Annotated in this window: 9 protein-coding genes; 5 read left to right on the top strand and 4 right to left on the bottom strand. The window is 70.0% G+C overall.

The genetic code is table 11. The annotated features are described in order from the left end of the window. The first annotated feature begins 45 nt into the window (after window positions 1–45). Window positions 46–1,260, top strand: a complete 1,215-nt coding sequence (locus J1M36_RS09840) for a M20 family metallopeptidase (RefSeq protein ID WP_206479235.1) — start codon at window positions 46–48, stop codon at window positions 1,258–1,260. Between the two features lie 10 nt (window positions 1,261–1,270). On the opposite strand, the gene J1M36_RS09835 is transcribed toward J1M36_RS09840, so the two are convergent. Then, window positions 1,271–2,617: an MFS transporter gene (locus tag J1M36_RS09835; protein WP_241247126.1), complete on the bottom strand. Its 1,347-nt coding sequence runs from the start codon at window positions 2,615–2,617 to the stop codon at window positions 1,271–1,273. 233 nt (window positions 2,618–2,850) lie between these two features. Here J1M36_RS09835 and J1M36_RS09830 point away from each other — a divergent pair, with 233 nt between their 5' ends. Further along, window positions 2,851–3,513 carry a GntR family transcriptional regulator gene (locus J1M36_RS09830; protein ID WP_206479887.1) on the top strand — a complete coding sequence of 221 codons (663 nt, stop codon included), beginning with the start codon at window positions 2,851–2,853 and terminating at the stop codon, window positions 3,511–3,513. A 13-nt stretch (window positions 3,514–3,526) separates the two neighbouring features. Here the strand turns inward: J1M36_RS09830 and J1M36_RS09825 are convergent, their stop codons facing one another. Genes J1M36_RS09825 through J1M36_RS09815 form a run of 3 tightly spaced genes read right to left on the bottom strand, consistent with a single transcriptional unit; the run spans window position 3,527 to window position 9,359 of the window. After that, a complete protein-coding gene (locus J1M36_RS09825; RefSeq protein ID WP_206479233.1) occupies window positions 3,527–5,017 on the bottom strand; it encodes an NAD-dependent succinate-semialdehyde dehydrogenase in 1,491 nt (496 codons plus the stop codon). Between the two features lie 53 nt (window positions 5,018–5,070). Further along, window positions 5,071–8,073: an FAD-binding and (Fe-S)-binding domain-containing protein gene (locus tag J1M36_RS09820; RefSeq protein WP_206479232.1), complete on the bottom strand. Its 3,003-nt coding sequence runs from the start codon at window positions 8,071–8,073 to the stop codon at window positions 5,071–5,073. Next, window positions 8,070–9,359 (bottom strand): aminotransferase class III-fold pyridoxal phosphate-dependent enzyme, encoded by a 1,290-nt coding sequence (locus J1M36_RS09815; RefSeq protein ID WP_206479231.1) that lies wholly within the window; start codon window positions 9,357–9,359, stop codon window positions 8,070–8,072. The genes J1M36_RS09820 and J1M36_RS09815 overlap by 4 nt, the downstream gene beginning before the upstream one ends. A 206-nt stretch (window positions 9,360–9,565) precedes the next feature. Here J1M36_RS09815 and J1M36_RS09810 point away from each other — a divergent pair, with 206 nt between their 5' ends. The 3 genes from J1M36_RS09810 to J1M36_RS09800 all read left to right on the top strand — a co-directional run bounded on the left by J1M36_RS09810 (window position 9,566) and on the right by J1M36_RS09800 (window position 11,379). Further along, window positions 9,566–10,462, top strand: a complete 897-nt coding sequence (locus J1M36_RS09810) for a D-2-hydroxyacid dehydrogenase (protein ID WP_241247125.1) — start codon at window positions 9,566–9,568, stop codon at window positions 10,460–10,462. A gap of 221 nt (window positions 10,463–10,683) precedes the next feature. After that, window positions 10,684–10,863 carry a hypothetical protein gene (locus J1M36_RS09805; RefSeq protein ID WP_206479228.1) on the top strand — a complete coding sequence of 60 codons (180 nt, stop codon included), beginning with the start codon at window positions 10,684–10,686 and terminating at the stop codon, window positions 10,861–10,863. Window positions 10,864–10,905: 42 nt separating this feature from the next. Further along, the gene (locus J1M36_RS09800) at window positions 10,906–11,379 is read left to right on the top strand and encodes a peroxiredoxin (RefSeq protein WP_206479224.1); all 474 of its coding nucleotides are present in this window, start codon (window positions 10,906–10,908) and stop codon (window positions 11,377–11,379) included. Window positions 11,380–11,889: the final 510 nt, after the last annotated feature.

Genomic DNA, 11,889 nt, shown 5'->3' with positions numbered 1-11,889 from the left:
CCGTTCGGACCGGATCCGGTGCACCACGGATGAAGGAGACCCATCATGAGCCGCGACGACGTGCGATGCAGCCCGGAGGAGCAGGCCGTGCTCGACCTCATCAACACGGACGCGCTCGTGGAGCTCACGTGCGCCCTGGTGAACGCCGCCGGTGAGAACCCCGGGGGCACCGAGGAGGGCACCGCCCGCGTCCTGGAGCAGGCGGCGAGCGAGCGCGGATTGACGGCCCGCAGCGACGTCGTGGCCCCCGGCCGGCCGAACGTGGACGTGGACCTGCCCGTGGGCGGTCCCGTGGCGGACGGGGCGGGACTGCTATTCCTGGGCCACTCGGACGTCGTGCCCGCGGGGCCCGGGTGGACGCGGGAGCCGTACGACGCGGTGGTCGACGGCGATCGGCTGTACGGGCGCGGGGCCACGGACATGAAGGGCGGGCTCGCCGCGGTGCTGTGTGCCATGAACGCCCTGCGCCGCTCGGGTGCGCGTCTGTCCGGGCCCGTGAGGCTGTCGTACACCGTGGACGAAGAGGACCTGGGTCTCGGGATCCGCCATCTCACCGCGCGCGGGCTGGGGCGTGCGTTCCGCGGCTGCGTGGTGGCCGAACCGACCGACCTGCAGACCGTGATCGCGTGCCGCGGGGACGCGTACCTGGAGGTCGAGATCACCGGTGTCCCCGCGCACTCGGGGCGCCCCGCGGACGGGCGCAACGCGATCGATGCCGCGGCGGCCCTGCTGCGCCTGATCCGCCGGGACCACGAGGAACACGCCCGCGTGAGCGACCCCCTGCTGGGATCACCCACGTGGAACGTGGGCAAGATCGAGGGCGGCCGGGCCACCTCCATGGTGGCGCCGTCCTGCCACGTGTGGTTGGACCGCAGGCTCATGCCGGGTGAGGACCCCGAACACATCGTCGCTGAGCTACGCGCAGCCGTGGAGCGCGCGGGGATCACCGGCGACGGGATCTCCCTGGACATGGAGATCACCATGTCCATGCCGGGTTTCCGCACCGACCGGGAGCACGAACTCGTCACCACCGTGCACGACGCCGTGGCGGACGCGGGCGGTGCGTCGTCGATCGGCGGGTGGACGGCCGCGTGCGACGGCGGGTTCATCGCGCGGGACCACGGCGTGCCCACGGTGGTCATGGGACCCGGAGGACTCAACGACCAGGCGCACCAGGTGGACGAGTCCGTGAGCGTGGAAGAACTCACGCAAGCGGCCAGGGCATACACCCTGACCGCGTTGCGTCTGCTGTCCCGCTGAAGCGGACCGGCTACCGCCGGGCGACCACGGGCATCTTGCCCGTCTCCGGGATCTCCGTGCCGCGCAGGGACGCCCCCACGGTCTCCTTCATGAACTTGGCGGCGATCAGGCCGATCACGCACGCGCCCATCATGTAGAACGCGGGGATCAGCGGGTTGCCGGTGGCCTCGATGAGGGCCTCGTTGACCAGCGGTGCCGTGCCGCCGAAGATCGCCGTGGACACGTTGTAGGTGATCGCGAAGCCGGCGTAGCGCACCTGCGTGGGGAACATCGCGGGGAACGTAGCGGAGATGCACGCCAACTGGGGGATGTAGAGCAGCCCCAGTACCGCGAAGCCCAACAGGGCCCACCAGAAGCCGTTGGCCATGAGCATGTACATGGGGATCGACATCACGATCAGACCGATGAGCGAGAAGTACCACATGGGTTTACGCCCGAGCTTGTCGGAGAGCTTCCCGGCGAACGGGATCACGAGCATCATGGCGAACTGCGCGATGAACATGATGGTCAGCACCGTCTGCGAGGACATCTCCGTCTGGCCCTCGAGGTACGTGGGCATGTAGCTCAACAGCGTGTAGTTGACCACGTTCACGGACACGACCAGCCCGGCCATGATGAGCATGGGCTTCCAGTAGGTGGTGACCAGTTCCTTGAGGGCCATGCCCGCGGATTCCTCCGAGTGGCCGGCTTCCTCGAGCTCCAGGAACACGGGCGAATCGGCCAGCTTGGACCGCAGGTACAGGCCGATCAGACCCAGCGGGCCGGCCAGCAGGAAGGGGATCCGCCAGCCCCACTCCATCATGGCTTCGTTACCCAGGGTCACCTCGCCCATCAGCACGATCAGGGAACCCAGCGCGAAACCGCCCAGGGTGCCGAACTCCAGGAAGCTGCCCAGGAAGCCGCGCTTCTTGTCCGGCGCGTACTCGGCCATGAACGTGGCGGCGCCACCGTACTCACCACCGGTCGAGAAGCCCTGGATCACACGCAGCAGCACGAGCAGGACGGGTGCCACGAAGCCGATGGTCGCGTGGGTGGGCAGGATGCCGATGCAGAACGTGGCACCGGCCATCAGGATGATGGTCAACGCCAGGATCTTCTTGCGCCCCAACCGGTCACCGAGCGGGCCCCAGAACAGGCCGCCCAGGGGACGGACCAGGAACGACAGGGCGAACGTGCTCAGGGCCAGCAGCGTGCCGGCCTCCCCCGGGAAGAAGTTCTGGGTGATGTACACGACCGACACGGCGTACACGCCGTAGTCGAACCACTCCGTGGCATTACCGATCGCGGAGGCGGCCACCGCACGGCGCACGGTACTCGCGTCCGGTTCCGGGTGTGACGACGCCGCGGGGGACGTCATGTCGCGCGGGTCCCGCGATTCGCGGGGCGGATCGGATTGATGTTGCGAATTCATGGAAACCTCCATGGTGCAATCGGTGGGCGTCGGCGCGCCCGGGATCGGTCCGGCATCGAGAGATCATGGGGCCTGGCGGCCCGTGGACCGTTTGATTGTCGACAATCCTACCCATAGGCTGTGCGATACGTAAGACTTGGATGCGCGGACCTTCGGGTCTGCTCGGACCGGAGGCGGCCATGCCCGGCAATCTGCTGCGACCCGTGGTGCAGGAAACCACCCCGTCCTTGTTGGCCCGGCAATTGCGCCAAGCCATCGGTGCGGGCGAGCTGGCCCCCGGCCAACAGCTCAACGAGATGGAGTTGAGCCGCTCCCTGGGCGTGAGTCGGGGTCCGTTGCGCGAGGCCATGCAGCGCCTCACCCAGGAAGGACTTCTGCTCAGCGTGCGCAACCGCGGGGTGTTCGTCACGCAGATCACCGACGACGACGTCCGGGACCTCTACCTCGCCCGCGGCGCCGTGGAGCGCGCGGCGGCCGCCCGGGTGATCACGACCGATCCGGAGGCGGCGGTGCAGCGTCTGGGTGAGAAGGTCGAGACGATGTCCCGGGCGATCGATCACGGGGACACCGCCTCGCTCACGGAAGCGGACGTGCAGTTCCACGCGTTGCTCGTGGAGCTCTCGGGCAGTCCCCGCCTGATCCGCATGCACGACACCCTCATGGTCGAGACCCGCATGTGCATGACCGCTCTGGAGACCCGGTACGCATCGCACAGTTTCCGCCTGGAGGAGCACCGCGAGATCACGGAGGCCATCGGGGCGGGTGACGCCCCCCGAGTGGACGCCCTGCTGCTCGAACACATGCGCGACGCCGTGATGCGGTTGACCTCGAGCGACGACTGACCCGCCCCCCGACTCAGCCGCGCGGCACGGCCACGTACTTGTACTCGAGGAACTCCTCGATCCCCACGCGTCCGCCCTCGCGTCCGAGCCCGGAGACCTTGACGCCGCCGAACGGTGCCGCGGGATTGGAGACGATCCCCGTGTTCAGGCCCACCATCCCGACCTCCAGCGCGTCGCTCACGCGGAAGCTGCGATCCACGTCCTGGGTGAACAGGTAGCCCACGAGTCCCCACGGCGTGTCGTTGGCCAGCTCGAGCACCTCGTCCTCCGAGTCGAACGGGATCACCGGCGCCACGGGACCGAAGATCTCCTCGCTCATCAGTTTGGAGTCCGGGTCCACCCCGTGCAGCACGGTGGGGTCGTAGAAGAATCCGGGTCGGTCGGGGCGGGAACCACCGCACTCCACGGTGGCACCGCGGGCCACGGCGTCGTCCACGAGTTCCTGGACCTTGTCGAGCGCCTTGGCCTCCACGAGGGGCCCGACGTCGGTGCCGTCCTCAGCGCCGTCGCCCACCGAGAGTGCCCCGAGCCGTTCGGCGAGCTTGCGGGAGAACTCGCTCATCACCGAGCGGTGCACGAACAACCGGTTGGCCGCGGTGCACGCCTCCCCCATGTTGCGCATCTTGGCCGCCACGGCGCCGTCCACGGCGCGGTCCAGGTCCGCGTCCTCGAAGACGATGAACGGCGCGTTGCCACCCAGTTCCATGGAGGAGCGCATCACGTGCTGCGCCGCTTGTTCCAACAGGCGCACGCCCACCTCGGTGGACCCGGTGAAGCTGACCTTCCGGGCGATCCCGCTGGCCATCCAGGGGCCCACGACCGAGGACGCCTTCTTGGTACACACCACGTTGAGCACCCCGCGGGGCAGACCCGCCTCGATCAGGATGTCCACGAGTGCCAGCGAGGACAGCGGGGTGAGGTTGGCGGGCTTGAACACCATGGTGCACCCCGCGGCCACGGCCGGACCGATCTTGCGGGTGCCCATGGCCAAGGGGAAGTTCCACGGCGTGACCAGGACGCACGGACCCACGGGCTGCTTGGACACCATGATCCGGTTCTTGCCGTCCCCGGTCATGGTCTGATCACCGCCGATCCGCACGGCCTCCTCGGAGAACCACCGGAAGAACTCGGCGGCGTACGCCACCTCTCCCTTGGCCTCGGCGAGCGGTTTGCCCATCTCCGTGGTCATGACGAGGGCCAGTTCGTCCTGGCGCTGCATGATCAACTCGTAGGCCCGGCGGAGGATCTCGCCGCGTTCACGCGGCGGTGTGGCCGCCCACTGCTTCTGCACGCGTCCCGCGGTCTCGATCGCGCGCCGGGCGTCCTCCGGGCCGCCGTCCGCGACCGTGGCGATGACCTCCTCGGTCGCGGGATTGACGACGTCGAACCGGGCACCGGAGGCGGCCTCACCCCACTGCCCGTCGATGAACGTGCCCGTGCTGACCTTGGCCACCGCGTCGAGGGCGGCCCGGGAGGTGCGGTATTCGGTGGTGTGTGCGCTCATGAGAGTTCCTTCGTCGGTCGTGGGTACGTGTCGGAGGGCGTCGGTGGGCCTGATCACGCGGTGCCCGATGGTTGGGGTCCGGTCGCTACGGGTCCGGGGTCCAAGATCTGTGCGATGTGCAGGCCGCGAGCGCCGGGATCCACGTGGCCCACCTGCATCGCGCACGAGAACCCGTCCGTGAGAACGGCGGTGTCCGGTGTGGCCGCGCGCAGTGCCGGCGCCAGGGACGTCTCGGCCACGAGCATGCTGACGTCGTAGTGCTCGGCCTCGAAACCGAAATTGCCCGCGACGCCGCAGCACCCGTTCGCCTCGCTCACCTCGGCCACTCCCGCGACGGCCAGGGCCCTGCGCTGGGTCGCGGGGCCGAACACGGAGTACTCGTGACAGTGGGTCTGGACCACGGCGCGCCGCGGCACCGGCGCGGCCGGTGGGGCCACGTGCCGCTCTCCCACCCACGACGCGACATACGCGGCGAAGCTCGTGACCCGGCGTGCCACCCTCCGCGCCTGTTCTGTGGGGACGAGTTCGGGCAGGTCCTTGCGCAGTGCCGCGGCGCAACTGGGTTCCACGACGACGATGGGGCGCTCGGACCCGTCGTCCAGCGCGGCCGCGGCACGGGTCAGTAGCTTCTTGGCGGTGCGCAGCTGTCCCGTGGAGATCCAGGTCAGCCCGCAGCACACGTCCGCCGAGCACTCCACCGCGTCCCCCGCGCCGGCGAGGACGCGCGCGGCGGCTCCGGCCACCTCGGGCCGGAAACCGCGGGTGAACGTGTCCACGAACAGCACGACGTCCCGTCCGCCGGGCGCGTCCGCGTCGTGGGCCCCGGCGGGAGCCAGGACACCGGTGCGCGGAACGGACCGAGCGGCGTCGTCGACCTCCCGGCGCCACTGCCCGGAACGGGCGAATCGCGGCAGGGCACGGTGCGGGGTGAGGCCGCCGAGCCGTGCGGCGAGTCCGCGCAGCGGCGTGGCCAGGATCGCATTGACGAGCGGCGCGATCCGCCCCGCGATCCCGAGCCACCGCGGCAGCCAGCCCAGGGAGTAGTGGGAGCGCGGTCGGAGCCGGCGCGCGTAGTAGTGGTCGAAGAACTCGGACTTGTAAGTGGCCATGTCCACCCCCGCGGGGCAGTCCGTGGCGCACGCCTTGCACGAGAGGCACAGGTCCAGGGCCTCGCGCGCGTCGTGGGACCGCCAACCCTCGGCCACGGTCGCGGCGCCGCGGACCATGTCCTGCAGCACCCGGGCGCGCCCGCGCGTGGAGTCCTTCTCGTCCCGCGTGGCCCGGAAACTGGGGCACATCACGCCACCGCTGTCCGCGCGGCACCGCCCCACACCGATGCACCCCTGGACGGCGTGTACCCAGGGGTCGGGCTGGGCGTCCCGCCCCGATTCGCGGGCGGTCTCCGCGGCGCCGACCGGCTGCAGGTCGAAGCTCGTGCGCCACTGCCGGTCCGGGACACCCTCCAACGCCAGGTGAGCGTCGATCGGTGCCGGATCCACGATCGAGCCCGGGTTCAACAGCCCCTCGGGATCCCATGCGCGCCGGAACGCGGCGAAGGCCTCGAGCACCTCGGGCGAATACATGAGGGGCAGCAGCGCGGAGCGGGCCCGGCCGTCCCCGTGTTCCCCGGACAGCGAGCCGCCGTGGCGCACCACCAGGCGGGCGGCGTCCCGGGTGAACTCGCGGTACACCTCGCGGCCGCGTTCGGTGCGCAGGTCGAACGTGATGCGGATGTGCATGCACCCGGCGCCGAAGTGCCCGTACATCACACCGTCCAGGTCGTACTCGCCCATCAGCGTGCGCAGCTCGGCGAGGTAGGCGGCCAGGTTCTCGGGGGCCACCGCGGAGTCCTCCCACCCCGGCCAGGACTCACCTCCCGTGGCCAGCCGCGACGAGAGCCCCGCGCCGTCCTCGCGGACCCGCCACAGGTTCGCACGTCCCTCGGGATCCGCGACGGCGATCCCCTCCACCAGGCGGCCGTTCCCACCGAGTCGTGTGAGCAACTCGTCCGCCTGCCCGGCCACGGCTTCGCGCGTGTCACCGTCCAGGTCCACGAACAACCACGCATTGCCATCCGGCAGTCCCGTCACGGAATCCGGTCCGCGCCGCCACCGCATGGTCTCCACGATGGCCTTGTCCGTACCCTCCACCGCTGCGGGTGAGAACTCGAGGATCGTGGTCACGTCACGAGCGGCGTCGACCACGGTGTCGTACCCCAGGCAGACCAGCAGCGCGCTCGCGGGCTTGGGGACGAGCCGCATGCGCGCGCCCACGATCAACGCGCACGTCCCCTCGGACCCCACCAGGGCGCGGGCCATGTCGAAGCCCTTCTCGGGGAGCAGGTTCTGCAGGTGGTACCCGGACACCTGGCGCGGGATCCGGCCGAGCTCGAGCCGGAACGCCGCGAGGTGCTCGCGGGCCAGCGCACGCAGCTCGCCGCTCAGCTCGCTCGCCCGCAGCACCGAGGCGCGGTCGTCGGGATTCGTGGCGCGCAGTCCGGTCGCGGTGGCAGTGAGCCGTGCGCCGTCCGCGGTCACGACGTCGATCTCGACCGTGTGATCGCTCGTGCGCCCGTACCGCACGGAGTGGTTGCCACACGCGTCGTTGCCGATGGCCCCGCCCACCGTGGCGCGGTTCTTGGACGAGGGGTCCGGCGCGAAGGTGAGCCGCTGACCGGTCGCGGCCTCGACCTCGCGGGTGAGGGTCGCAAGGACCACACCGGGTTCCACGGCGGCCGTTCCCGCGCCCGGGTCGATCTCCAGGATGCGATTCATGTGCCGCGAGAAGTCGACGACGACGCCGCTGCCCACCGCATTGCCCGCCATGGACGTCCCGCCGCCCCGACTGACCACGGGGGTGCGGGTGTCCGTGCACGCGCGCACCGTGGCCACGACGTCGTCCACGGTGCGCGGGAACACCACGGCCAGCGGACGCACGCGGTAGTTCGAGGCGTCGTAGGCGTACTCGGAGGTGCGGCGCTCGGACGCGTCCACCTCCACACCCGAGCCGCGCAACCGGGAGATCACGGCGTGCTCGGTGACCGGCGCGGCCGTCATCGGCTCCCTCGGTCCCCGGTGGTCGCGCCGGACGGCGACGTGACGGCGGCCAGAGCGGCGTCGAACCGCTCGAGACCCTGCTCGATCTCGCGTTCGGTGACCACGAGCGCGGGGATCAACCGGACCACGTTGCCCGCGGGGCCGCACGTGAGGGTGAGGAGGTCCTGGTCCACCGTGGCCTGTTGGACCGCCGCGGCGGTGGCGGCGTCCGGTGACCCGTCCTCGGCGGTGAACTCGATGCCCTGCATCAGCCCCAAGCCGCGCACGTCACCGATCACGGGGTAGCGGGTCTTGATCTCCTCCAGCCCGGCTCGGAGCTGCTCACCGCGCACCCGCGAGTTCTCGACCAGCCCCTCCTCCTCCACGACCCGCAGGGTGGCCACACCCGCCGCCGCGGAGACCGCGTTACCGCCGTAGGTCCCACCCTGGGAACCGGGCCACCCCTGGGACATGAGCTCGGTGGAGGCCGCGATCGCGGAGATCGGGAAGCCGGAGGCGATGCCCTTGGCCATGATCTGGATGTCCGGGGAGGCGGTGGAGTGCTGGTGTCCCCAGTACTTACCGGTGCGGCCCACGCCGGCCTGCACCTCGTCGAAGATCAGCAGGATGCCGTGGCGGTCCGCCCGTTCGCGCAGTCCGTCGAGGAACCGCGGGGGCGTGGGGATGTAGCCGCCGTCCCCCAGCGCGGGTTCGATCAGGAACGCCGCGGTGTCCTGGGGCGCGGTACGTGTCATCAGCAGGTAGTCGAGTTCCTGCAACGCGAAGTCCACGGCGGTGTCCATGTCCCAGCCGTAGCGGTAGGCATAGGGGAACGCGGACATGTGCACGCCGGCCATGAGCGGCGAGAAACCGGCGGAGAACTTGGTCCCGGCGGTCGTCAGGGAGGCCGCCGCCACCGTGCGGCCGTGGAACCCACCCTGGAACACCACGATGTTGGGACGACCGGTGGCCATGCGTGCCAAGCGGATGCCAGCCTCCACGGCTTCCGACCCCGAGTTGGCGAAGAACAGGGAGTCCAACCCCGCGGGCAGCACCTCCCCCAGACGCTCGGTGAACTCGAGCAGCGGCGGGTGCATCACGGTGGTGTACTGCGCGTGGATCACCTTGCCCACTTGTTCGCGCGCGGCCTCCACCACCTTCGGGTGGCAGTGACCGGTGCTGGTCACGCCGATGCCCGTGGTGAAGTCCAGGTACTCCCGCCCGTCGGTGCCGTGGATCCAACTCCCGGACGCGTGATCGACCACGACGGGAGTTGCCTGCTTGAGAAGGGGGCTCAGGGATGCCATGCGTCACATTCTCCGAGCCGGATCGAATGATTGTCAACAATCAGCGGATTGGCCTAGGGTGCGATGATGACGCAGCATCGGCCACCCGCCCCCGAGCGTTCGGTGACGACGACGCCGCGGCGCACAGTGCACGACGCCGCCCCCGCCTCGTGGTCCTCACCTCCCCGGACGCACCTCCCCTGCCCAATGCCGCACGCATCGAGGACATGGTGGACGTGGTCTACACGCACGCGGACGATCTCGAATCCACACTCCCCGGGGCCAAGGCATTACTGGTGTGGGACTTCTTCTCCACGGCACTGCGGGACGCGTGGTCCGGCGCGACCGACCTCGAGTGGATCCACGTGGCCGCCGCCGGCGTGGACTCCCTGTTGTTCGACGAGCTGCGCACCTCGGACATCACCGTGACGAACGCGCACGGCGCCTTCGACGTGCCCATCGCGGAATTCGTGCTCGCATCCGTCCTGGCCCACGACAAACAGCTCCACCGCAGCAAGCGGCTGCAGAACGAGCGGACGTGGCAGCACCGCGAGTTGCAGCGAACGAGCGGTCAGCGTGCCCTCGTGGTCGGTACGGGCGGAATCGGCCGGGCCACGGCCAGGCTCCTGCGGGCGGCCGGCCTGCAGGTCACGGGAGCCGGGCGCACTGCGCGCGAGCACGACGACGACTTCGGCACGGTGGTCGAGAGCAGCCGACTCGCCGAGCACGTGGCGGACGTGGACCACCTCGTGCTCATCGCGCCGTTGACGGACCAGACCCGAGGACTCCTGAGCCGCGAGGTCCTCGCGACCATGAAATCCACGGCGCACGTGATCAACGTGGGCCGCGGAGCCCTGGTGGATGAGGACGCCCTGGTGGAAGCACTGCACGAGGGGCGTATCGCGGCGGCGTCGTTGGACGTGTTCAACCAGGAACCCCTCCCCCGCGACCATCCGTTCTGGACGATGCCCACGGTGCACATCTCGGCGCACATGAGCGGGGACGTGATCGGTTGGCGGGACACCCTGGCAGAACAGTTCGAGGCCAACCTGGTCCGCTGGCTGCACGGCGAGGAGTGGGAGAACGTCGTCGACAAGCAGCTGGGGTACGTGCGGGGACGCTGAATCGGAGCCACGCGGCGTCGAGCCCCAACTCCACGCCGGCCCGGAATCATCCGTGCCCGCGAACCCGGGCCCGCGGGCACCGGGTCCCGAGTCATGCCTGGCAGCGTCACACTCCCGCCATGACCCGAAAAATTCGCCGTGCCCCCCTTGACGTGTGATGCGCATTACAGTAGATTTCATTTTACGAAAACTTACTTCCGTCATATGAAAGGATGAAGATCATGATGAATGCACCCGCCACCGCAGCACACGTGGCCTACTTCGAGTACGCCGGCGACACCCTGGACCCGGACATCTGCCCCAACGGCCGCATCGGTCACAGCCGCTCCGCCGGCATGTGGACCCTGGCCATCTCCGCCGCGTGCGTGGGGGCCGCCCTGTCCCGCATCGTCGCACGCTGAACCACGGCAGCGTCACCCGTCCCCGACCCACGAGGAGCCCACATGTCACGCGAACTCTCCACCGGAGACCCCGCCCCCGCGCTGCGACTGACCGCCCACGACGGCAGCACCGTGGACCTTGCCGACGCCACCCACAGCGGCACCGTGGTGTACTTCTACCCCAAGGCCTTCACGCCGGGGTGCACCACCGAGGCATGCGACTTCCGGGACAACCTGGCCGCTTTGAAGGGCCAGGGCTATGACGTCTACGGCGTCTCCGGGGACGACCCCCAGGAGCTCCAGCGCTTCGTCACCGAGTACCACCTGCCCTACACGCTTCTCTCCGACCCCGATCACGCCGCCGCCAAGGAATGGGGCGCGTGGGGGGAACGCACGATCAACGGCGAGACCTCCGAGGGTCCGCTGCGATCCACGTTCGTGATCGACCCGTCCGGGAACCTGACCCACGCCCAGTACCGCGTGGATGCCCAGGGCCATGTGGCCCGATTGGTCTCCGAACTCTCCGGCGCCTCCTGAACCGGGACGCGTCCCTCATACTCCGCGCGGGCAGTGGCCTCCTGGTCGCACGGTGACAGCGGCAGCCACCCCCGGGTGGCTGCCGTCCTGTCGTCTCCCGTCGGGTCGGTGCGAGGGCACGCCGCTGGATCACCGCGGGCCCCTGTTCGTCCCGTCATGACGACGACGCCGCGGGCCTGGCGAGAACGGCTCCGCCCAGCTCACGTCACCACGGCGCCGCGCCGGGCCATGGCCCGCGCCGCGCGCCTGGTCAGCGCCGCGTGATCAGGCCCTGCGAGACCATCAAGTCGAACGCGATGTCGCCGGGCACGTGGACCTCGCCTCCTGAGTAGACGCGCCGCTCGCCTTCCTGCTGGGCACCCAGATCACGGCGGTCCTGGACCCCGCGAACGTCTCACCCCTGCGCACCTGGAGCGCAGCTGACGGCGCAGCTGGCGCTCGTGCGCGTTTCCGCCTGGGCCGCCGGGGGCGGGCAGGTCACGTACCCTACTGGGATGCGCTCGCCCCGCC

It is taken from the genome of Kocuria sp. KRD140, from assembly GCF_017168375.1.
GTDB lineage: Bacteria > Actinomycetota > Actinomycetes > Actinomycetales > Micrococcaceae > Kocuria > Kocuria marina.
This window is presented reverse-complemented; position numbering and strand designations above follow the sequence as displayed.

Coding starts and splice junctions, on each gene's coding strand:
- J1M36_RS09805 (WP_206479228.1), top strand. CDS start 10,684: ATGATGAATGCACCCGCCACCGCAGCACACGTGGCCTACTTCGAGTAC.
- J1M36_RS09815 (WP_206479231.1), bottom strand. CDS start 9,359: ATGGCATCCCTGAGCCCCCTTCTCAAGCAGGCAACTCCCGTCGTGGTC.
- J1M36_RS09835 (WP_241247126.1), bottom strand. CDS start 2,617: ATGACGTCCCCCGCGGCGTCGTCACACCCGGAACCGGACGCGAGTACC.
- J1M36_RS09830 (WP_206479887.1), top strand. CDS start 2,851: ATGCCCGGCAATCTGCTGCGACCCGTGGTGCAGGAAACCACCCCGTCC.
- J1M36_RS09800 (WP_206479224.1), top strand. CDS start 10,906: ATGTCACGCGAACTCTCCACCGGAGACCCCGCCCCCGCGCTGCGACTG.
- J1M36_RS09810 (WP_241247125.1), top strand. CDS start 9,566: ATGGTGGACGTGGTCTACACGCACGCGGACGATCTCGAATCCACACTC.
- J1M36_RS09825 (WP_206479233.1), bottom strand. CDS start 5,017: ATGAGCGCACACACCACCGAATACCGCACCTCCCGGGCCGCCCTCGAC.
- J1M36_RS09840 (WP_206479235.1), top strand. CDS start 46: ATGAGCCGCGACGACGTGCGATGCAGCCCGGAGGAGCAGGCCGTGCTC.
- J1M36_RS09820 (WP_206479232.1), bottom strand. CDS start 8,073: ATGACGGCCGCGCCGGTCACCGAGCACGCCGTGATCTCCCGGTTGCGC.